This window comes from Micromonospora sp. NPDC050980, from assembly GCF_040653835.1.
In the GTDB taxonomy this organism is placed as follows: domain Bacteria; phylum Actinomycetota; class Actinomycetes; order Mycobacteriales; family Micromonosporaceae; genus Micromonospora.
The window spans coordinates 427,454-448,388 of sequence record NZ_JBFAGS010000001.1 but is presented as its reverse complement, the minus strand read 5'-3'; the positions used below and the strand labels follow the sequence as shown (position 1 = coordinate 448,388).

Sequence of the window (20,935 nt, the reverse complement as noted above, 5' to 3'; positions counted from 1 at the left end):
CCGCCGTGCAGCCCCGGGCCGGGTCGGGGTCGCCCGGCGGCCTCCCGCCGGGCGAACGGCTGCGGGTGCTGCTGGTCGAGGACGACGAGGGCGACGCCTTCCTGGTCGGCGAGCTGCTCGCCGAGACCAACTCGATGATCGACCTGCTGGTCGCCACCAGCCTCAGCGAGGCCCGCCAGCGGGTGATGGGCGTCGACTGCGTCCTGCTCGACCTGGGTCTGCCGGACGCGCAGGGCCTGGACGGGTTGCGCCGGGTGCTGGAGATGGCCAGCGGCGCCGCGGTCTGCGTGTTGACCGGCCGCTCCGACGAACACCTGGGCATCGTGGCGGTCGCCGAGGGTGCGCAGGACTACCTGGTCAAGGGGCAGGTCGACGGCGTCCTGCTGACCCGGGCGCTGCGCTACGCGGTGGAGCGCAAGCGGGCCGACGAGAACGCCCGCCGGCTGCGCGAGGTGGAGCTGCGCCAGGCCGAGTCGGCCCGCCTGGAGCGCGGCCTGCTGCCGCAGCCGCTGATGACCACCGACGAGGTGTCGGTGCACACGTTCTACCGGCCCGGCCGGCACGCGGCGCTGATCGGCGGCGACTTCTACGACGTGGTGCAGACCCGCCCGGGTCGGATCGACCTGATCGTCGGCGACGTCTGCGGCCACGGCGTGGACGAGGCGGCGCTCGGCGTCGAGCTGCGCGTCGCCTGGCGGGCACTCGTGCTGGCCGGGGTGCCGGACGACGAGGTGCTGCCCGCGCTGGAGCAGGTGCTGATGAGCGAGCGCCGGCTCCAGGAGATCTTCGCGACGGTGGCCACCGTCCGGCTCGAGCTGGTGTCCGGCCGGGCCACCGTGCGACTCGCCGGGCACCCGCCGCCGTTGCTGCTCAGCGGCGGTAAGGTCGCCCCGGTGCCGGCCAAGGGCGGGTTGCTGCTCGGCGTGCGGCCCCGCCGCCCCGTCGCCTTCGACCTGGAGTTCGACGCCGATGACTGGTCCCTGCTGATGTACACCGACGGTCTCATCGAGGGTCGGGTCGACGGCGGCGACGAACGGCTCGACGTGCCGGGGCTGACCGGCCTGCTCGCCGAACCGGCCAACCGCGCGGTGCCGCTCGCCGAACTGCCCGCCTGGCTGGTCGGCCGCGCCGAGCAGATCAACGGCGGTCCACTCGCCGACGACGTGGCGATGCTGCTGGTCACCCGGGGCGGCGGCCGGTGACGGCTGGAATGGAAGAGGCGTGATGAAGGCGTACCAGCAGGGGTGGACGCTGCGGCGGCGGGTGGTCGCGCTGCTCGGCGTGGTCCTGGCGCTGCTGCTCGGGCTGGCCGGCGCGGAGGCGGCGGTCGCCGCGAAGAACCGGCAGAACATCGACGTGGTCCTGCTGCGGACCGGCCCGCTGCGCGTGCAGGCGCAGGAGCTGATGAGCGCCCTGCTGGACCAGGAGACCGCGGTGCGGGGGTACGCGGTGAACGGCGACCGCAGCGACCTGCTGCCCTATCAGGAGGGCCTGCGGCGCGAACAGAGCCTGGTCGCCTCGATGCGGGCGCTCGCCGCCGACTATCCGGGGGTGCGCCGCGAGCTGGACGTGATCGAGGGGCAGGCGGCGCAGTGGCGGGCCCAGGTGGCCGAGCCGGTGGTGTCGACCACCCAGCGCAGCGGCCCGGCCGCCGGCCGGGCGTTGATCACCGACCAGACCCGGCGGCAGTTCGACGGCATCCGGGCGTCGGTGGACACGCTCCAGGACGAGATCCTCACCGTCCGGCAGGCCGCCGCCGGCCGGGTCAACACCACGAGCGGCGTGCTCGTCGTGCTGCTGATCGTCGCGGCCCTGGTGGTGGCCGTGGCCGGCGTGGTGATGCTGCTGTCGCTCGACCGGATGCTGATCCGCCCGCTCGCCGTCCTGGTGGGGCAGGTGCGGGAGGTCGCCGACGGCGACTACCAGCACCGCATCGCCGGGTCCGGGCCGCCGGAGTTCCGCCAGCTCGCCGACGACATCGACCTGATGCGGCAGAAGATCGCCCAGGATCTCCACGAGGTACGCCAGGCCCGGGAACGGATCGAGTGGGTCAACGACCAGCTCCAGAAGCAGGCCGAGGAGCTGACCCGCTCCAACCGTGACCTGGAGCAGTTCGCGTACGTGGCCTCGCACGACCTGCAGGAGCCGCTGCGCAAGGTGGCCAGCTTCTGCCAGCTCCTGCAGCGCCGTTACGCCGGCCAGCTCGACGAGCGGGCCGACCAGTACATCGCGTTCGCGGTGGACGGCGCGCAGCGGATGCAGCGCCTCATCAACGACCTGCTGGCGTTCTCCCGGATCGGCCGGCTCACCACCGGGTTCATCGACGTCGACCTGAACCGGGTGATGGGCGAGGTGGCCGGGCAGACCGAGGCGGCCCGGCAGTACGCCGACGCGGAGCTGACCTGGGGTGAGATGCCGACCATCCGCGGCGAGGAGCCGCTGCTGACCAACCTGCTGGTCAACCTGGTCAGCAACTCGGTGAAGTTCCGCCGGCCGGACGTGCCGTCGAAGGTGCACGTCTCGGCCCGGCTGGTCGACGGCGAGTGGGAGATCAGCTGCCGGGACAACGGCATCGGGATCGAGCCGGAGTTCGCCGACAAGATCTTCGTGATCTTCCAGCGGCTGCACTCCAAGGACGCGTACCCGGGCACCGGCATCGGGCTCGCCATCGTCAAGAAGATCGTGGAATACCACGGGGGCCGGGTCTGGGTGGACACCGAGGCCGAGGAGGGCACCACGATCCGGTTCACGCTGCCGGCGCGGGAGGCCGACATCGAGGCGGCGAAGGCGGAGCCGGTCGAGCCGGCCGGGCCACCTGAGGACGCGGCCGAGGACGCCCGGGCGGACGACGCGGCACAGCCGGACGACGCGACCCGGGACGAGCCGCCCGCGGGCGCGGACCGACAGGATACGAACGGTGGCATGAGGGAGACGGTGGGATGACCGCGCCGGCGGACGGAAAGAGCCCGATCGAGGTCCTGCTCGTCGAGGACGACCCGGGTGACGTGCTGATGACCCAGGAGGCGTTCGAGGAGCACAAGCTCCGCAACCGGCTGACGGTCGTCTCCGACGGCGCCGAGGCGTTGGCCTACCTGCGCCGCGAGGGCCCGTACCCGGACGCGGTCACGCCCGACCTCATCCTGCTCGACCTGAACCTGCCCCGCCGGGACGGCCGGGAGGTGCTGGAGGAGATCAAGAAGGACAAGCAGCTCCGCCGGATCCCGGTCGTCGTGCTCACCACGTCGCAGGCCGACGAGGACATCCTGCGCAGCTACCAGTTGCACGCCAACGCCTACGTGACGAAGCCGGTGGACTTCGAGCGCTTCATCTCGGTGGTCCGCCAGATCGACGAGTTCTTCGTCAGCGTGGTCAAGCTGCCGCCGCGTGGCTGATCCGCTGCTGGACGACGTCGCCGCGCTGCTGCGGGAGGCCGCGGCCGAGGTCGTCGTGCCGATGTTCCGCCGGCTCGACCCGTCGGACATCTCCGAGAAGGCGCCCGGCGAGGTGGTCACCGTCGCCGACCGCGAGGCCGAGAAGGTGATCGCCGACGGTCTGCGGCGGCTGCGTCCCGGTTCGGTGGTGGTCGGCGAGGAAGCCGTCGCCGAAGACCCGGACCTGCTGCGGCACCTGCGGGGCAGCGGCGACGTCTGGCTGGTCGACCCGGTCGACGGCACTTCCAACTTCGCCGCCGGCAAGCGGCCGTTCGCGCTGATGGCGGCGCTGCTGACGGACGGGGCGCCGGTGGCGTCCTGGGTCTACGATCCGCTGGACGGCGTGCTGGCCGCCGGCCGGCTCGGCGTGGGCGCCAGCCTGGACGGCACGCCGGTGCGGACCGACCGGTCGGCGCCGGCGGTGGGTGCGCTGCGCGGCACCGCGATGACGAAGTTCCTGCCCACCGACTTCCGCCGCGACGTCGAGGCCGGCGGCCGTCGGATCGGCGAGCTGCTCCCCGGCCAGCACTGCGCCGGCCGGGAATACCTGGACCTGCTCACCGGGGCGCAGCAGTTCGTGCTGTTCTGGCGCACGCTGCCGTGGGACCACACCCCCGGCACGCTGCTGGTCCGGGAGGCCGGCGGGGTGGCCCGCCGCTTCGACGGCACCGACTACCATCCCGCCGACGAGGGCCGAGGGTTGCTGGTCGCGGCCAGCGCGCAGATCTGGGACGAGGTCCACGCGGCGCTGCTGGCGAACTGAACAGCCCAGCGCGACGGTCGCGACACGCCGTGTCGACGATCCGCCTCGTCGGCGGTCACGAATCTGGCGCGACGCGCCTGGTCCGGTATCGTGACCGCGGTTGACGGAAGGACCATCACGTGCCCAGGACCAGGCTCACCGGCCGGCGCGTCCGCCGGTCGCTGCTCGCGCTGCTCGCCGCGACGGCCGTGCTGCTCGGCGCCGGCCTCGCCACGGTCGGCCCGGCCGCCGCCGCGCCCAGCCCGAACGCCCCCGACGAGGGCGACAGCAAGCAGTTGCGGGCGGCGCTGGAGGCCGCGGCGAAGGGCCACATCGACGCCCGGAACAAGCTGGACAACTCGAAGCGCCGCCAGCAGGCGCTGGCCGTCCAGCTCAAGGACATCGAGGCGCGCCTCGTCGGGTTGACCGCCCAGGCCGGTGAGGTGGCCGTGCAGTCCTACCGGCAGGGCCGGCTGACCCCGGTGTCGATGCTGCTGGCCAGCTCGGGGCCGAACGACTTCCTGCACCGGGCCGCCGAGCTGGACATGATGGCGCAGCGCGACAGCAAGCGCCTCGGTGACCTGGCCGCCGCGAAGGCGCAGGCCGCCGAGTCGAAGCTGGCCCTCGACGCCGAGGTGCGGGAGCAGGCGAAGCAGGTTGCGGTGCTGGCCCGGAAGAAGAAGGACGCCGAGGTGGCGCTGGCCAAGGTCAGCTCCGGCGCCGGCGCCGGCTTCAGCGGCAGCTCCTCGTCGGCCAAGCCGGCCCCGCGCAACTCGGACGGCTCGTGGCCGTCGGAGTCCTGCTCGGTGAACGACCCGACACCGGCCAGCGGCTGCATCACACCGCGCACCCTGCACATGCTCCAGCAGGCCAAGGCCGCGAGCTTCACCCGCTACGCCTCCTGCCACCGTAGCGGCGGCGGTGGTGAGCACCCCAAGGGGCGAGCCTGCGACTTCTCGGCCGCCAGCGGGGGCTTCGAGGACCGCAGCGCCACCGGCGGCGACAAGTCGTACGGCGACCGCCTCGCCAGTTGGGCGAAGAACAACGCGAACCGGCTCGGCATCATGTACGTGATCTGGTATCGGCAGATCTGGATGCCGAACACCGGTTGGCGGGCGTACAGCGGTGGTGGCAGCCCGGCCGCAGACCACACAAACCATGTTCACATCTCGATGTACTGACCCGGACGGCCAGGAACGCCGCGTACCCTCGCCACGGTGAGCAGCACATCGTCCGACATCGCCACCGGGCCGGCGACCGACGCGCCGGCCGCGCCGCGCGCCCTGCCGAACGGGCTGGCCGCCTTCCTGGTCTTCCTCTCCAGCGGGGCGGTGCTGGTGCTGGAGACCGTCTCGCTGCGCCTGGTCGGCCCGTACGTCGGGGTGACCCTCCAGGTGACCAGCTCGGTCATCGGCATGGCGCTGGCCGCCATCGCGTACGGGGCGTGGATGGGTGGGTGGCTCGCCGACCGGCGGGACCCGCGCCTCCTGCTCGCCCCGGCCCTGGTGCTGGCCGGCATCGCCACCGCGATCACCCTGCCCATCGTCCGCTACGCCGGTGAGGTGCTGCGCGGCGGCGCGGCCAGCGCGGTGCTCCTGCTGACCGCGTTGACCGTGCTGCTGCCCGCGGCGCTGCTCGCCGGCATCACCCCGCTTGTGGTGAAGCTCCAACTCGCCGACCTGCGCCGCACCGGCCAGGTGGTGGGCAAGCTCTCCAGCATCGGCACGCTGGGCGGCATCACCGCCACCCTGGGCACCGGCTTCATCCTGGTGGCAGCGCTGCCCAGCTCGGTGATCGTGCTGGCGTTGGCCGCGGTGCTCGGCGTGACCGGGCTGGCGCTGGGGTTCTGGCTGCGGCGACGTTCCGGCTCCGGGCTGCCGACGCCGGGCCGGGCCAAGGCGGCCCTCGCGCTGCTCGGCCTCTCCGCCGCCGGGCTCACCGCCGCCGCGCCGAACCCGTGCGACGTGGAGACCGCCTACCACTGCGCCCGGGTGGAGGCGGACCCCGGCTCGCCGGACGGGCGCACGCTCTTCCTCAACTCGGCGCAGCACTCCTACGTCGACCTGACCGATCCGACCCACCTGGAATACTCGTACACCCAGTGGATCGGCCTGGTCGCGGACCTGGCGCGGCCGGCGGGGCAGCCGATGGACGCGCTGCACCTGGGCGGCGGTGGCTTCACCGTGCCCGGCTACCTGGCGGCGACCCGGCCCGGCACCGACAACCTCGTCTTCGAGGTCGACGGCGGCCTGGTCGAGCTGGACCGGCGGGAGCTGGGCCTGCGCACCGGGCCGCGGCTGCGCGCCCAGATCGGCGACGCGCGGGTGCTGCTCGGCGGCGAGCCGACCGACAGCCGGGACTTCATCGTCGGCGACGCGTTCGGTCATCTGGTGGTGCCCTGGCACCTGGCCACCCGGGAGATGGCCGCGGACATCCGGCGGGTGCTGCGCCCGGACGGGATCTACGTGCAGAACGTGATCGACTATCCGCCGGGCCGGTTCGTCCGGGCCGAGCTGGCCACCGTCTCGGCCGTGTTCGCGCACGTCGCGTTGATCGCCCCGCCGGGTGCGATCGCCGGCCGGCAGGGGGCGAACTTCGTCATCGTCGCCTCGGACGTGCCGCTGCCGCTGGCCGGGATTCCCGCCGGGCTCAGGGGTCTTCCCGAGCCGGCCGAGTTGCTCGACGAGGCGAGGACGGCCGCGTGGGTCGGTGACGCCCGGGTGCTCACCGACGACTTCGCCCCGGTGGACCAACTCCTGGCGACCGCCTGAACGGGTGACTTTCCTGACCGATTACGACCGGACAGGTGTAGCGGGGACCACTTCGGGCAACTGCACCGACCATGGGTGCAGCGGTCAGGAACGGCGTGCAGCTGCTGGGTGAGCGCTACCGCCTGGTCGAGCAGCTGGGCGCGGGCGGCATGTCGGTGGTCTGGCGCGGCTACGACGAGGTGCTCGGCCGGCAGGTGGCGGTCAAGGTGCTCGCCTCCCGGCTCGCCACCGACAAGGCGTTTCGGCACCGGATCCGCGTCGAGGCGCAGGCCGCCGCGCGACTCTGCCACCCCAACATCACGAACGTGTACGACTACGGCGAGTCGGTCCAGGTCGGGCTGACCGTGCCGTACGTGGTCATGGAACTGGTCGACGGCGGCCCGCTCAGCGGCCGGCTCGGCCGTGACGGGCAGCTCCCGTGGCGGGAGGCGCTCACCATCGGCGCGGAGGTCGCCTCGGCGCTGGCCACCGCGCACGCCCGGGGCGTGGTGCACCGGGACGTGACCCCCGGCAACGTCATGCTCACCCCGACCGGGGTGAAGGTCGTCGACTTCGGCATCTCGGCGCTGGTGGGGGAGAGCGACAAGGGGCCGGACGGGGCGCTGCTGGGCACGCCCGCCTACCTCGCCCCGGAGCGGCTCAACAACGGTCACGTCTCGCCGGCCACCGACGTCTACGCGGTCGGCCTGCTGCTCTACCGGATGCTCACCGGCCGGCTGCCGTGGCAGGCCAGCACCACCACCGAGATGCTGCGCGCGCACATGTACCGCGACCCGGACCCGATGCCGCCGGTGCCGGGGCTGCCCGGTGAGGTCGCCGAGCTGGTCGGGCGGTGCCTGGCCAAGCGCCCCGAGGACCGCCCGCCCACCACCGAGCTGGCCCGTACGCTCGCCGAGGCGGTCGGGATCGCGTCGATCGTGCCGGTGTCACCGGCGTTCGGCGCCGTCGACCCGGCGCTGGCGGAGAACGCCGACACCACGATCCTGCCCTGGTCGGCGGCGACCGACGCGCTGCCGTACTCGGCGATCCGCACCCGGACCCGACGGTCGGCGGCGCGGCGGCGCAAGGTGGAGGCCGGGGTGGCCGCCGCCGGGCTGATCGCGGTCACCGCCGCGATGTGGGGGGTGACGTCGAGGAGCCCGGCCAGCGGCGGCGTGGAGCCGACCGAAGCGCGGATGGGGCTGCCCGAGCCGGCGCCCTGCGCGGTCGACTACTCGCTGCGCCGCGACACCGGCAAGGACTTCTCGGCCGAGTTGACGCTCACCAACACCGGCACCCGGGAGCTGCGCGACTGGACCATGAGTTTCAGCTTCCCCGGCAAGCAGGCGGTCACCACGGCCCAGCCCCCGGCACGTCAGGTGGGGCGGACCGTGTCGGTGGCGGCCCCGGCGGCCGACCCGGCGCTGGCGCCGGGCGCGTCGACGAAGCTCACGCTGGCCGGGCGCTACACCGGGAGCAACACGCTTCCGGTGGAGTTCAAGGTCGGCGGCAGCGCGTGCGGGGTGCAGGTGTCCGGCATCGCCGGGTCGGTGCCGACCACCACCGCGCCGAAGACCACGGCACCGGCCAAGCCGCCCGCCAAGACCACGAACACGAACACGAGCACCACGAAGACCTCGAAGACCTCGGCCGGGAGCGGGCCGGCGAAGGCCAAGCCGGCACCGAAACCCAAACCGCCGAAACCCGCCAAGGCGAAGGACGGTCCGAAGGGAAAAGCAAAGTAGCGCAACCGAAGGGGGGTGGGCACGGCAAGGGGAAGGGCAAGGGGCCGATGGGCTGACGGTCAGGTCAGCGCCGCGAAGCGTTGCACCTGGGTGATGCTGCCCTCCACGATGAGCACGCTTTCCGGCGCCAGCACCGTGTCCGGCCCGGCGTAGCGGAACGGCTCACCGGGCCGCTTCGCGCCGACCACCATCACCCCGTACCGCTCCCGCGGGGCCAGGTCGCCTAGCGCGCGTCCGACAAGCGGCGCCGGCACCCGGACCTTGGCGATCGCGAAGTCGTCGCCGAACTCGATGAAGTCGAGCATCCGGCTGACGATCAGGTGCGCGACCCGCTCGCCGGTCTCCGCCTCCGGGAACACCACGTGGTGCGCGCCGACCGAGTGCAGGATCTTGGCGTGCTTCTCCGAGGTGGCCCGCGCCCAGATCTGCGGAACGCCCAGCTCGTTGAGGGCCAGCACGGTGAGCACGCTGGCCTCGACCGACGCGCCGATGGCGACCACCACCCGGGCGAAGTCGGCCACGCCGAGCTGACGCAGCGCCATCTCCTCGGTGGCGTCGGCCTGGACCACCCGATCCAGCTCGGCGGCCCAACGCTGGACCCGCGCCGGGTCCCGGTCGATGGCGAGCACCTGGTGGTCGAGACGGGCCAGCGCACCGGCCAGGTGGTAGCCGAACCGGCCCAGGCCGATCACGACGACGCCGGTGTCGTCCGAGTGTCTAGCCGACAATGGGTTGCTCCTCCGGATAGCGGTACAGCCGTCGCCGGGTGTTCAACGCGAGTGCGGACCCGAGGGTGAGCGGTCCGATCCGGCCGACGTACATGAGGGCGATCAGCACGTACTGGCCGGACGGCGGCAGTTGCTGGGTGAGGCCGACGGTGAGACCGGTGGTGCTGAACGCGGAGGTGACCTCGAAGAGCGCGGCGGAGAAGCGTACGTTCGCGGTCAACGCGATCAACCCGACCGTGCCGGCGGTGACCAACGCGACGCTGAGCAGGGCGACAGTCAGCGCCTGCCGCTGGCTGGCCGGGGCCACCCGGCGGTGCCCCACCGTGATGTCCGGCTCGCCGCGCAGCTCCGCCCAGATGACGAAGCCGAGCAGGAAGAACGTGGAGACCTTGATGCCGCCGGCCGTGCTGGCGCTGCCGCCGCCGATGAACATCAGGCCGACGAACATCGGATAGCTCTCCGCGGCGAGCCGGTCCACGTTGATCAGGTCGAAGCCACCGGTCCGGCTCAGCGCGATCTGGCCGAAGGACGCGAGCACCTTGCCCGGCGCGTCGTAGGTGCCGATCGTGTACGGGTTGCCCCACTCGGCGAGCAGCAGGTAGCCGGAGCCGGCGACGATGAGCACCAGGCTGCCCCAGACGGTCAGCTTGGTGGCGATCGCCCAGCGCGACGGCCGCCGCCACTCCCGGGCCGCCTCGAACAGCGCCGGGAAGCCCAGGCCACCGATGATGGCGCCAGCGCTGAGCGACAGCGTCACCCAGGGGTCGCGGGCGAAGGCGACCAGACCGTCGGTGTAGAGCGTGAAGCCGCCGTTGTTGAACGCCTGGACCGAGTGGAACACGGCGGACCAGATCGCCTGGGCCGGGGCGTAGTCGTAGACCAGCCACAGCCGCCCGCCGACCACGGCGGCGACCAGCGCCTCGGTGACGAAGACGGTGGCCGCGATGCGCAGCAGCAGCCGGCGCAGGTCACCGAGGCCGAACTCGGCGGTCTCGGCCTGGACGAGCAACCGGTTGCGCAGGCCGAGCTGGCGGGAGACGGCGAGGATCACCAGTGACGCGCCGGTCAGGATGCCGAGGCCACCGAGCTGCGTGAGCGCGGTGATCGTCACCAACCCGAAGTGGTTCCAGTAGTTCGGCGTGTCGGTCAGGGTCATGCCGGTCACCGACACCGCCGACGTGGCGGTGAACAGCGCGGTCTCGAACGAGGTGTAGCGCCGCTCGCTCGTGGCCCAGGGCAGCATGAGCAACCCGGTGCCGGCCAGGATCACCACCAGGAACCCGAGCGGCACCAGCCGAACGGGCTTGCGGAGCAGGCGGCGCACCACGTCATCTTCCGTCCGGAGATTCACCGGCAGGTCAGGAACCGACCAACTGGCGGTCAACCGGGACCGGTCTGCTGTGCGTACCCATCGACGACAGGAGACTGCGTTGCGACGTACCCTTTCCGCTCTCGGCATGGCCGGCGCGCTGCTCGCGGCGGCCGTGGTGGTGCCGGCAGTGGCCGCCCAGGCCGGCCCGGACCCCCGCGCCGAGCGTCCCCGCGCGGCCCAGCGACCGATCGTGATCGGCCACCGTGGCGCGAGCGGCTACCGCCCGGAGCACACGCTGGAGTCCTACCGGCTGGCGATCCGGCTGGGCGCCGACTTCGTCGAGCCGGACCTGGTCTCGACGAAGGACGGCGTCCTGGTCGCCCGACACGAGAACGAGATCTCGGGTACGACCGACGTGGCGGCGCACCCTGAGTTCGCCGCCCGCCGGGCCACGAAGACCATCGACGGCGTGGCGGTGACCGGTTGGTTCACCGAGGACTTCACGCTGGCGGAGCTGAGGACGCTGCGGGCCAAGGAGCGGCTGCCGCAGGTGCGGGCGACCAACACCGTGTTCGACGGGCAGTTCCAGGTCCCCACCTTCCAGGAGGTCATCGACCTGGCCCGGGCCGAGTCGAAGGCGCGCGGCCGGACCATCGGGGTCTACCCGGAGACGAAGCACCCGAGCTACTTCGCCTCGATCGGGCTGGCCCTGGAGGAGCCGCTGGTCGCGGTGCTGCGCCGGAACCGGCTGACCCATCGCAACGACCCGGTCTTCATCCAGAGCTTCGAGACCGCCAACCTGCGCAAGCTCGACCGGATGATCGACGTGCGGCTGGTCCAGTTGATGGACGCGACCGGCGCGCCCTACGACTTCACCGCCGGCGGCGACCGGCGGACCTATGCCGACCTGGCCACCGCCGCCGGTCTGGCCTGGGTGGCCCGGTACGCCGACGGCGTCGGCCTGAACAAGAACCTGATCGTGCCCCGCGACGTCGCCGGCCGGCTGCTCGCGCCGACCTCGGTGATCCGGGACGCGCACCGGCTGAGGCTCGTGGTGCACGCCTGGACCTTCCGGGCCGAGAACCAGTTCCTGCCGGTGGACTTCCGCCTCGGCGCCGACCCGAACGCGCGCGGCGACATCACGTCCGAGTACGAGCTCTTCTTCGGCCTCGGCCTGGACGGCGCGTTCGCCGACCAGCCGGACACGGCGGTCGCCGCCCGCGCCGGCCGCTGACGTCGGCTCGCTCCCGGGGTGTCCGCGCTCGCGCGGGCACCCCGACGGCGGTGTCCGCGTTCGTGCGGGCACCCCGACGGCGCGTCCACCGCGGCCCGCTCGTGCGTGGCCGGCCGCACCGACACCAGCGCGTGCGTTTTTCTCCGCCGCTCGGGCCGAGGCGGCTGTTCCTCCGAGCGCCTTTAGAGCTGATATCAGATTCGACTCACGCCGTGCCGGCCGCCCGGCATCCGCCCCACGCCTCACGCCCGCTGCGCGGTTCCGGGGTCGGCTCATGCCGTCCGACCGTCGGGTGGTGGCCGGTGGGCCCCCCGATGATCGACTCCACTACGCCGGAGTGGTGGTTTCCCGGCACCCGGGACCCCGCCACTCCGCCGAGCCGGCGGCGCACGGGACCGGCGCGGCGTGGCCCGTGGGGTGCCGCGGCCGGTGGGGCGGCGGCGAGTCGAAGCTGATATCAGCTCTAAAGGCAGTCGGGAGGGAGTTGTCCTTCTCGGCGACTCGGGACTGGTGCACGCCGGGGACGTACCGGGCGGGACGGCGATGGCCCGGCCCGACATTCCGGCCGTGCCCCGCGTGGTGGGGCGGGCCACCCCGGGTCGGCCGGGTTACGCGGTGATGTCCGGCCTTGTAACCTGCGGCCATCCCGCTCCGGGGACTTGTGTGCGCCGACCACATAGCCCGTGGGTGACGTCACTTCTAGCGTGAGCCGACAACTGACATTCCCCTGTCCTCACCTGGAGTCGCAATGACGATCCGGCACACGCGACGGGTGTTCCTTTCCGCCGCCACGATGACCGCGGCCGCGCTGGTCGCCACGGCCTGTGGCAGCCCGCAGGACACCGCCTCCGGCGGCGGTGACGCCGCCCCGGTCAAGGTCGGGCTGGTCTACTCCCAGTCCGGGCCGCTGGCCAGCTACGGCAAGCAGTACATCGAGGGGTTCAAGGCCGGCCTCGACTACGCCACCAAGGGCACCGGCAAGGTCGGTGACCGCACGATCGAGGTGACCGAGGCCGACGACGCGGGCGACCCGGCCAAGGCGGTGTCCGCCGCCAAGGACATGATCGGCAAGGGCACGAAGATCATCGCCGGTTCCACCTCCTCCGGGGTGGCGCTCCAGGTGGCCCCGATCGCCGCGCAGAACAAGGTGTTGTTCATCTCCGGCCCGGCCGCCACCGACGCGGTCACCGGTGCGAACAAGTACACCTTCCGTTCCGGCCGGCAGTCGTGGCAGGACGTGACGACCGCCAAGTCGTTCATCGGCGACGCGGCCGGCAAGAAGGTCGTCGTCTTCGCCCAGGACGGCGCCTTCGGCGACGCGAACGAGGCCGCCGTCAAGGCCGTGATCGGCGGCGCCGGCGCGACCGTGAGCAGCGTCCGCGCGCCGGCCAGCGCCACCGAGTTCACCCCGTTCGCCAGCCAGATCAAGGCCGCCAAGCCGGACCTGCTCTTCGTCGCCTGGGCCGGCACCACCGCCGGCGCGATGTGGCAGACGCTCGACCAGCAGGGCGTGCTCGCCTCCACCACCGTCGTCACCGGCCTGGACATCCGCGCCTCCTGGCCGACGTTCGGCGCGGCCGGCAGCAAGATCTCGTTCCTCTCGCACTACTTCGACGGGGCGAGCGACACCGAGGCGGCCAAGGCCGCCAAGGCGAAGATCCCCGGCGGCACCCTCGACCTGTTCCACCCGGACGGGTTCGCCGCCGCGCAGATGATCGTCCGGGCCGTGCAGGAGGGCGGGGACGACGTGGAGAAGATGGTCACCGCGCTGGAGGGCTGGGAGTTCGAGGGCGTCAAGGGCACCATGAAGATCCGCGCCGAGGACCACGCGCTGCTCCAGCCGATGTACCAGGCCAAGCTCTCCGGCAGCGGCACCAGCATGACGGCGACCGCGCAGAAGACGCTCACCGGTGACGAGACCGCACCGCCGGTCGCGCAGATGAAGGGCTGACCCGTGCTCGCCACCCGCGGTCTGACCTGGCGGATCGGTGAGGTCGCCATCGTCGACTCCGTCTACCTCGACCTGCGACCGGGAGAGTTCCTCGGCGTGATCGGGCCCAACGGCGCCGGCAAGACCTCCCTGTTCAACCTGATCACCGGTCTGCGCCGGCCCACCGAGGGCAAGGTGCTGCTGGACGGGGCGGACGTCACCACGCTCCCGGCGCACCGGCGGGCCCGGCTCGGTCTGGGGCGTACCTTCCAGGCGTCCTCGGTCTTCGGCTCGCTGACCGTGCGGGAGAACGTCCGGCTCGCCGTACAGGCACACCGGGGTGGCTCGATGAAGCTGTGGCGGCGGGCGGCGGCCGACCGGGAGGTGGCCGCCGCCGCCGACGCGGCGCTCGACCGGGTCGGCCTGCACCACCGGGGTACGGCGCTGGCCGGCACGCTCGCCCACGGCGAGAAGCGCAAGCTGGAGATCGCCCTGCTGCTCGCCGGGGAACCCCGGGTGATGTTGCTGGACGAGCCGATGGCCGGGGTGAGCGCCGAGGACGTGCCCGAGCTGGTCCGCGTGATCAAGACACTGACCGGGGACAGCAGCCGGGCGGTGCTCATGGTGGAGCACCACATGGACGTGATCCTGGAGCTGGCCGACCGGATCGCCGTGATGCACCACGGCGCGCTGCTGGCCTGCGACACCCCGGACACGGTGATGGCCAACGCCACCGTGCAGGAGGCGTACCTGGGGGAGTCGCTATGAGTGAGCCGATCCTGTCGGTGGCGGACCTGTCCGTGCGGATCGCCGGGCTGCACATCCTCCAGGGCGTGTCGTTCGAGGTGGCGCCGACCGGCGTCACCGTGCTGCTCGGGCGCAACGGCGTCGGCAAGACCACCACGTTGCGGGCGATCGTCGGGTTGACCCCGCGCAACGGCGAGGTGCGCGGCACCGTGCGGATGGGCGCGCAGAGCCTGCTCGCCCGCCCCACCCACCGGCTGGTCCGCGGCGGCCTCGGCTACGTGCCGGAGGACCGGGACGTCTTCGCCGGGCTCACCGTCGCGGAGAACCTGCGGCTGGCGGAGCGGCGGGGCGCCACCCCGGCGTACGACAAGGTCTATGCGCTCTTCCCCGAGCTGGACCGGCGCGGACGGCAACGGGCCGGGTCGCTCTCCGGCGGGCAGCAGCAGATGCTCGCCATCGGCCGGGTCCTGCTCAACGACAACCGGCTGCTGCTGGTCGACGAGCCGACCAAGGGGTTGGCGCCGAAGGTGGTGACCGAGGTGGCCGAGGTGCTGGAGCGGGTCGCGGAATCCGTGCCGGTGCTGCTGGTGGAGCAGAACCTGGCCGTGGTGCGGCGGCTGGCGTCCGACGCGGTGGTGCTCTCCGCCGGCCGGGTGGCCTGGACCGGCGACGCCCGGGAGTTGCTGCTGGAGACCGCGCTGACCAAGTCGCTGCTGGGTGTCGGCTCCGGGGAGGTGCACGCCTGATGAACACGGTGGTCCTGTTGACGTTGACCGGGCTGGGCCTGGCGGCGCTCTACTTCCTGGTCGCCTCCGGCCTGTCCCTGGTCTTCGGCCTTGCCGACGTGCTCAACTTCGCGCACGGGCTGTTCCTCGGCGTCGGCGCGTACGCGACCTGGTGGGCGGCGGGAAACCTGCCCGGCGCCGGGTCCGACGGCCTCGGCTTCGTGGTGGCGGTGCTCTTCGGGGTGCTGGCCGGCTCGCTGGTCGCGGTGCTCGTCGAGCTGGTGCTGATCCGGCCGCTCTACTCCCGCACCATCGAGCAGGTGCTGGTCACCGTCGGCCTGTCGCTGGCCGGCGTGGCGCTGCTCCAGGCCACCTGGGGCGCGGACCCGCGGACGTTCCCGCGGCCCGACTGGAGCCGGCAGGTGACAGCGGTGTTCGGTGCGCAGGTGCCGAACGCCGGGCTGCTGCTGATCGTCGCCGCCGTGCTGGTGCTCGGCGCGCTGCTGGCGTTCCTGCGCTGGACCCGGTACGGGCTGATCATTCGGGCCGGGGTGGAGAACCGGGAGATGGTGACCGCGCTCGGCATCGACGTGCGCAAGGCGTTCACGCTGGTCTTCGCGATCGGCGGGGCCGCCGCCGCGCTGGCCGGCGCGCTCGGCGGCGTCTACTTCGGCACCGTCTCGCCCGGCCAGGGCGGCTCGCTGCTGATCTTCGCCTTCATCGTGGTGGTGATCGGCGGGATGGGCTCGGTGGTCGGGTCCGCGTACGCGGCGGTCGCGGTGGGGCTGCTGCAACAGTTCGTCAACTACTACGGCACGTCCGGGCTGGGTGACCTGTGCGTGGTCGGCCTGCTCGCCGTGGTGCTGCTGCTGCGTCCGCAGGGCCTGGCCGGAAAGGTGGCTCACGCATGACCGAGGTCAAGAGTGCCGAGGTGTCCGCGCCGCCGGCCACGGTGCCCGACGAGCTGACCCCCGACCGGGGCCGCTGGTACGGGCTGCGCCCGTACCTGCCGCTGGTCGCGTTGGTGGTGGCCGCGATCCTGCCCTACTCGACGCTGAACCTGCCCGGGATCTTCGAAGGGCCGCTGAACTCTCCCGGCACGCTGCAACTGCTCGCCATCTGCCTGGTCTTCGGCGGGCTGGCGGCCGGCTACGACCTGCTGTTCGGGCGCACCGGGATGCTCTCCTTCGGGCACGCGCTCTACTTCGCCGCCGGCGTCTACGGCACCGACATCCTGGTCACCAAGGCGGGGCTGCCGCTGTGGCAGGCCGCGGTGCTGACCGTGCTCGGCGGCACCACCCTCGCCGCGTTGCTCGGGGCGGTGGCGCTGCGCACCGTGGGCATCGCGTTCGCCATGGTGACGCTGGCCTTCGCGCAGGTCGGGGCGATCCTGGTGGCCCGGGACTTCGGCGGGCTGACCGGTGGCGAGGAAGGGTTGCCGCTGGACGTCTCCGGGCTGCCGGCGGCGCTTGTCGGTGTCACCAACACGGTGAACCTCTACTGGCTGGCGTTGGCCTACCTGGCGCTGGTGGTCCTGGTGGTGCACCGGGTCAGCGGCTCGCCGACCGGGCGGGTGCTGGCCGGGCTGCGCGACGACGAGCGGCGGATCGGGGTGCTCGGGCTCGACCCGTACCGGTTCAAGCTTGTCGCGTTCACCCTGGCCGGGGGCCTGGCGAGCGCCGGCGGGGTGGTCTACGTGCTGATCGTGGGTGGCGCCAGCCCGCACATCACCTCGTCCGAGCTGACCCTGTCGCTGCTGGTGATGGTGGTGCTCGGCGGCCCGGGTACGCGGTGGGGGCCGGTGCTGGGCGGCATCCTCTACATGTATTTGGACCACCGGCTCACCGCGTTCGGCAGCAGCGACGCGGTGAACAGCCTGCCGGCGTTCCTGAGCCACCCGCTGTCCCAGCCCCTGTTCGTCCTGGGCACGGTCTTCATCCTGGCGGTCTACTTCTTCCCCGGCGGCCTGGCCGGCCTCAGTTCCCGCCTGGCCCCCCTGATCACCGCCCTGCGCCACCGCCGCTGACCAAGTTGATTATGAAGTTGGCGGCACGCCACGCCGGGACCGGTGCCGTCAACTTCATGATCGACGAGGCGAGCCGCCGGTCCCGGACGCCGCCCCTGGTAGAAATGCCGGATGAGTCAGGAGCGGACGGCCGTGCGGGACCGGGCCGAGGCGGTGCTGCGGCGGCTCGCCGGAGACCACGCCCGGCTGCGCGAGGACCAGTGGCGGGCCATCGAGGCGCTTGTCGTCGACCGGCGACGGGTGCTCTGCGTCCAGCGCACCGGCTGGGGCAAGTCGGCCGTCTACTTCGTGGCCACCGCGCTGCTGCGGTCCGGCGGCGAGCACGGACCGACGGTGATCGTGTCGCCGCTGCTGGCGTTGATGCGCAACCAGGTCGACGCCGCCGGCCGCGCCGGCATCCGGGCCCGCACCATCAACTCGGCCAACCTCGACGAGTGGGACCAGATCACCGCCGAGATCACCGCCGGCGCCGTCGACGTGCTGCTGATCAGCCCGGAACGCCTGAACAACCCGGACTTCCGCGACGGCGTGCTGCCGAAGCTCGCCGCCACCACCGGGCTGCTGGTGGTGGACGAGGCGCACTGCGTCTCCGACTGGGGGCACGACTTCCGCCCCGACTACCGGCGGTTGCGGACGTTCCTGGCCAACCTGCCCGAGCGCACGCCGGTGCTCGCCACCACCGCCACCGCCAACGCCCGGGTCACCCGCGACGTGGCGGAGCAGTTGGGCGACGCCCTGGTGCTGCGCGGCACGCTGGACCGGGAGTCCCTGCGCCTCGGCGTACTCGAACTGCCGAGCCCGGCCCACCGGCTGGCCTGGCTGGCCGACCACCTCGACCGGCTGCCCGGCTCGGGGATCGTCTACACGCTGACCGTGGCCGCGGCCACCGAGACGGCCGATTTCCTCCGCGGCCGGGGCTGGTCGGTGGCGTCCTACACCGGGCAGGCCGAGGACGCCGACCGCCGCGCCGCCGAGCAGGACCTGCTGGACAACAAGATCAAGGCGCTGGTGGCGACCAGCGCGCTCGGCATGGGTTTCGACAAGCCCGACCTCGGCTTCGTGGTCCACCTCGGCGCGCCGCCGTCGCCGATCGCCTACTACCAGCAGGTGGGCCGCGCCGGCCGGGCCGTCGACCAGGCCGAAGTGCTGCTCCTGCCGGGCGCGGAGGACGCCGCCATCTGGCGCTACTTCGCCTCGCTCGCCTTCCCGCCCGAGGAGCAGGTCCGCACGGTGCTCGCCGCGCTGGACACCGACCGGCCGATCTCCACCCAGGCCCTCGAACCGGTCGTCGACCTGCGCCGCGCCCGGCTGGAGCTGATGCTCAAGGTGCTCGACGTGGACGGCGCGGTCCGTCGGGTACGCGGCGGCTGGCTCGCCACCGGCGAACCCTGGGTCTACGACGAGGCCCGCCTGCGGCGCGTCGCCGACGCACGCGCCGCCGAGCAGCGGGCCATGCTCCAGTACGCGGCCACCTCCGGCTGCCGGATGCGCTACCTGCGGGAAGGGCTCGACGACACCGGCGCGGCGGACTGCGGCCGGTGCGACAACTGCACCGGCCCGCGCTTCGGCGCCGACGTCTCCGCCGAGGCGCTCACCGCCGCGCAGACCTTCCTCGGCCGCCCCGGCGTCCAGATCGCGCCGAAGAAGCTCTGGCCGACCGGGCTGGACGCGGTCGGCGTACCCCTGAAGGGCCGCATCCCACCGGCGGAGCAGGCGCTGCCCGGGCGGGCCGTGGGCCGCCTGTCCGACCTGGGGTGGGGCGGGCGGCTGCGGGGCCTGGTCGGGCCGGAGGCGCCGGACGGCCCGGTGCCCGACGACGTGGCCGCGGCCGTGGTCGAGGTGCTGAAGGCGTGGGCGCACGGCGACGACCCCTGGCCGCGCCGCCCGGCCGCCGTGGTCGCGGTCGGCTCCCGGACCAGGCCGCAACTCATCGGCTCGCTGGCCGAGCGGATCGCCGCGGTCGGCCGGCTGCCGGTGCTCGGCGTGGTCGTCCCGACCGATCGGGCCGGCGCCGGCGGGCCGCGCGGCAACAGCGCCCAGCGGGTACGCGCGCTGCACGACGCGTTCCGCCTGCCGGACGAGCTGGCCGGCACGCTGCCCACGCTGGCCGGGCCGGTGCTGCTCGTCGACGACCTGGTCGACTCGGGCTGGACGATGGGTGTGGTGGCGCGACTGCTGCGCCGCGCCGGCACCCCGGACGTGCTGCCGCTCGCACTCGCCCTGGCGTAAGGAGGGGCCCCCTGTTAACGCCTCCGGTAGAGAAACGAGCCCCTGTTGAGACGCGGCGGGTGCGAGCGGCACCACCGTCCGCGCGGGCGTCGTCGGCGGGCGGCCCCGCCGGCGGTACCGTGGGGCCATGACCGAGCAGCGACCCGTCGTCCAGACGTTCACCGTGACCGGGATGACCTGCGAACACTGCGTCCGGGCGGTGACCGAGGAGCTGTCCGCGCTGCCGGGCGTCGACGAGGTCCGGATCGACCTGAGCCGGGGGACGGCCACGGTCACCAGCGCGGCCCGGCTGCCGGTGGAGTCCGTCCGCGCCGCCGTCGACGAGGCGGGTTACGAGCTGGTCGGTGGCGTTGCCTGAGTCGGAAGCGTCGGCGGGCCCGGTGGCGGTGGACCGGGAGACCCTGCGGCTGGCCCTGGTGGTCGGCGGCTTGGTGCTGGCCGTCCTGCTCGGCTTCGGGCTCGGCCGGCTGAACCCGGCCGCGAGCCCGGCCGGGGCCGCCGGGGCCACCCCGGTCCCGGCCGGCGGTGCCGCACCGGCCGGCGGAGACCACTCACACCCGCCCGGCACCGGCGCGCACTCGCACGACGGCGCCACGGTCACTCAGGGCGGTGGCGACGGCGCGACCGGCCTGTCGATCAGTTCGGCCGGCTACACGCTCGTCCCGTCGGCCCGGGAGCTGGCCGTTGGCCGCGCCGCTGAGCTGCGGTTCCAGATCCGCGACGACAGGCGCCGGGCGGTCACCCGGTTCGCCGTCGTGCACGACAAGCCGATGCACGTGATCGTGGTGCGCCGCGACCTCACCGGCTACCGGCACCTGCACCCCACGATGTCCGCCGACGGCACCTGGTCGGTGCCGTTGACGCCGTCCGACCCGGGCGCCTGGCGGATGTACGCGGACTTCACCGCGGTCGCCGACGACGGCCGGCAGGTCGCCGCCGTGCTCGGCGCCGACCTGGCGGTGCCCGGCGGGTACGCGCCCCGCCCGTTGCCCGCCCCGGCCCGGTCGGCCACGGTCGACGGGTTCAGCGCCGCCTACACCGGCACGCCCGACGTGGGTCGCTCGGCGCCGCTGCGGTTCCGGGTCACCGGGGCCGACGGCGGCGCCGCGCCGCTGGAGCCCTACCTCGGCGCGTACGGGCACCTGGTCGCGCTGCGCGAGGGCGACCTCGGCTACCTGCACGTGCACCCGGAGCCGGTGCCAGACGGTGACGCGGTGACGTTCTGGTTGACCGCGCCCGGGCCGGGCCGCTACCGGATGTTCCTGGACTTCCAGGTCGGCGGCGTGGTGCGGACCGCCGCATTCACGCTGACCGTCGACTGACCCCGGGAGCGGGT

The 20,935-nt window shown here is 73.0% G+C and carries 18 protein-coding genes; 16 read left to right on the top strand and 2 right to left on the bottom strand.

Going from position 1 to position 20,935, the window contains the following annotated elements:
* Window positions 1–5: 5 nt before the first annotated feature.
* From AB0H28_RS02175 to AB0H28_RS02145, 7 genes are all read left to right on the top strand, one after another.
* Entirely contained in the window at window positions 6–1,202 is a 1,197-nt protein-coding gene (locus AB0H28_RS02175) for a fused response regulator/phosphatase (protein ID WP_358033820.1), read from the top strand.
* A 22-nt stretch (window positions 1,203–1,224) separates the two neighbouring features.
* Window positions 1,225–2,943: an ATP-binding protein gene (locus AB0H28_RS02170; RefSeq protein ID WP_358032914.1), complete on the top strand. Its 1,719-nt coding sequence runs from the start codon at window positions 1,225–1,227 to the stop codon at window positions 2,941–2,943.
* Complete coding sequence (locus tag AB0H28_RS02165) at window positions 2,940–3,392, top strand: response regulator (protein ID WP_358032911.1); 453 nt, start codon at window positions 2,940–2,942, stop codon at window positions 3,390–3,392. Before AB0H28_RS02170 ends, AB0H28_RS02165 begins: the two co-directional genes overlap by 4 nt.
* On the top strand, window positions 3,385–4,194 hold the full coding sequence (locus AB0H28_RS02160) for an inositol monophosphatase family protein (protein WP_358032908.1): 810 nt from the start codon (window positions 3,385–3,387) through the stop codon (window positions 4,192–4,194). The genes AB0H28_RS02165 and AB0H28_RS02160 overlap by 8 nt, the downstream gene beginning before the upstream one ends.
* A gap of 191 nt (window positions 4,195–4,385) precedes the next feature.
* Entirely contained in the window at window positions 4,386–5,354 is a 969-nt protein-coding gene (locus AB0H28_RS02155; RefSeq protein ID WP_358033818.1) for a hypothetical protein, read from the top strand.
* Window positions 5,355–5,390: 36 nt separating this feature from the next.
* The gene (locus AB0H28_RS02150; protein ID WP_358032905.1) at window positions 5,391–6,944 is read left to right on the top strand and encodes a fused MFS/spermidine synthase; all 1,554 of its coding nucleotides are present in this window, start codon (window positions 5,391–5,393) and stop codon (window positions 6,942–6,944) included.
* Window positions 6,945–7,015: 71 nt separating this feature from the next.
* The gene (locus tag AB0H28_RS02145; RefSeq protein ID WP_358032903.1) at window positions 7,016–8,668 is read left to right on the top strand and encodes a serine/threonine-protein kinase; all 1,653 of its coding nucleotides are present in this window, start codon (window positions 7,016–7,018) and stop codon (window positions 8,666–8,668) included.
* Window positions 8,669–8,727: 59 nt separating this feature from the next.
* Here AB0H28_RS02145 and AB0H28_RS02140 read toward each other — a convergent pair whose 3' ends face one another.
* Window positions 8,728–9,396: a TrkA family potassium uptake protein gene (locus AB0H28_RS02140; RefSeq protein WP_358032901.1), complete on the bottom strand. Its 669-nt coding sequence runs from the start codon at window positions 9,394–9,396 to the stop codon at window positions 8,728–8,730.
* A complete protein-coding gene (locus tag AB0H28_RS02135; RefSeq protein WP_358032898.1) occupies window positions 9,386–10,720 on the bottom strand; it encodes a potassium transporter TrkG in 1,335 nt (444 codons plus the stop codon). Before AB0H28_RS02135 ends, AB0H28_RS02140 begins: the two co-directional genes overlap by 11 nt.
* A 106-nt stretch (window positions 10,721–10,826) precedes the next feature.
* Between AB0H28_RS02135 and AB0H28_RS02130 the strand changes: the two genes are divergently transcribed.
* From AB0H28_RS02130 to AB0H28_RS02090, 9 genes are all read left to right on the top strand, one after another.
* Complete coding sequence (locus AB0H28_RS02130) at window positions 10,827–11,942, top strand: glycerophosphodiester phosphodiesterase (protein WP_358032895.1); 1,116 nt, start codon at window positions 10,827–10,829, stop codon at window positions 11,940–11,942.
* Between the two features lie 748 nt (window positions 11,943–12,690).
* Window positions 12,691–13,893 carry a substrate-binding domain-containing protein gene (locus tag AB0H28_RS02125; protein ID WP_358032892.1) on the top strand — a complete coding sequence of 401 codons (1,203 nt, stop codon included), beginning with the start codon at window positions 12,691–12,693 and terminating at the stop codon, window positions 13,891–13,893.
* Between the two features lie 3 nt (window positions 13,894–13,896).
* A complete protein-coding gene (locus AB0H28_RS02120; protein WP_358032889.1) occupies window positions 13,897–14,640 on the top strand; it encodes an ABC transporter ATP-binding protein in 744 nt (247 codons plus the stop codon).
* The gene (locus AB0H28_RS02115; RefSeq protein ID WP_358032887.1) at window positions 14,637–15,365 is read left to right on the top strand and encodes an ABC transporter ATP-binding protein; all 729 of its coding nucleotides are present in this window, start codon (window positions 14,637–14,639) and stop codon (window positions 15,363–15,365) included. The genes AB0H28_RS02120 and AB0H28_RS02115 overlap by 4 nt, the downstream gene beginning before the upstream one ends.
* A complete protein-coding gene (locus tag AB0H28_RS02110) occupies window positions 15,365–16,255 on the top strand; it encodes a branched-chain amino acid ABC transporter permease (protein ID WP_358032885.1) in 891 nt (296 codons plus the stop codon). Before AB0H28_RS02115 ends, AB0H28_RS02110 begins: the two co-directional genes overlap by 1 nt.
* A complete protein-coding gene (locus AB0H28_RS02105; protein WP_358032882.1) occupies window positions 16,252–17,370 on the top strand; it encodes a branched-chain amino acid ABC transporter permease in 1,119 nt (372 codons plus the stop codon). Before AB0H28_RS02110 ends, AB0H28_RS02105 begins: the two co-directional genes overlap by 4 nt.
* A 111-nt stretch (window positions 17,371–17,481) precedes the next feature.
* Window positions 17,482–19,599, top strand: coding sequence for a DEAD/DEAH box helicase (locus tag AB0H28_RS02100; RefSeq protein ID WP_358032879.1), 2,118 nt, complete (start codon window positions 17,482–17,484; stop codon window positions 19,597–19,599).
* A gap of 127 nt (window positions 19,600–19,726) precedes the next feature.
* Window positions 19,727–19,957 (top strand): heavy-metal-associated domain-containing protein, encoded by a 231-nt coding sequence (locus AB0H28_RS02095; RefSeq protein WP_358032876.1) that lies wholly within the window; start codon window positions 19,727–19,729, stop codon window positions 19,955–19,957.
* Complete coding sequence (locus AB0H28_RS02090) at window positions 19,944–20,921, top strand: hypothetical protein (RefSeq protein WP_358032874.1); 978 nt, start codon at window positions 19,944–19,946, stop codon at window positions 20,919–20,921. Before AB0H28_RS02095 ends, AB0H28_RS02090 begins: the two co-directional genes overlap by 14 nt.
* Window positions 20,922–20,935 lie beyond the last annotated feature (14 nt).

Coding starts and splice junctions, on each gene's coding strand:
- AB0H28_RS02115 (WP_358032887.1), top strand. CDS start 14,637: ATGAGTGAGCCGATCCTGTCGGTGGCGGACCTGTCCGTGCGGATCGCC.
- AB0H28_RS02165 (WP_358032911.1), top strand. CDS start 2,940: ATGACCGCGCCGGCGGACGGAAAGAGCCCGATCGAGGTCCTGCTCGTC.
- AB0H28_RS02125 (WP_358032892.1), top strand. CDS start 12,691: ATGACGATCCGGCACACGCGACGGGTGTTCCTTTCCGCCGCCACGATG.
- AB0H28_RS02110 (WP_358032885.1), top strand. CDS start 15,365: ATGAACACGGTGGTCCTGTTGACGTTGACCGGGCTGGGCCTGGCGGCG.
- AB0H28_RS02105 (WP_358032882.1), top strand. CDS start 16,252: ATGACCGAGGTCAAGAGTGCCGAGGTGTCCGCGCCGCCGGCCACGGTG.
- AB0H28_RS02095 (WP_358032876.1), top strand. CDS start 19,727: ATGACCGAGCAGCGACCCGTCGTCCAGACGTTCACCGTGACCGGGATG.
- AB0H28_RS02170 (WP_358032914.1), top strand. CDS start 1,225: ATGAAGGCGTACCAGCAGGGGTGGACGCTGCGGCGGCGGGTGGTCGCG.
- AB0H28_RS02145 (WP_358032903.1), top strand. CDS start 7,016: ATGGGTGCAGCGGTCAGGAACGGCGTGCAGCTGCTGGGTGAGCGCTAC.
- AB0H28_RS02100 (WP_358032879.1), top strand. CDS start 17,482: ATGAGTCAGGAGCGGACGGCCGTGCGGGACCGGGCCGAGGCGGTGCTG.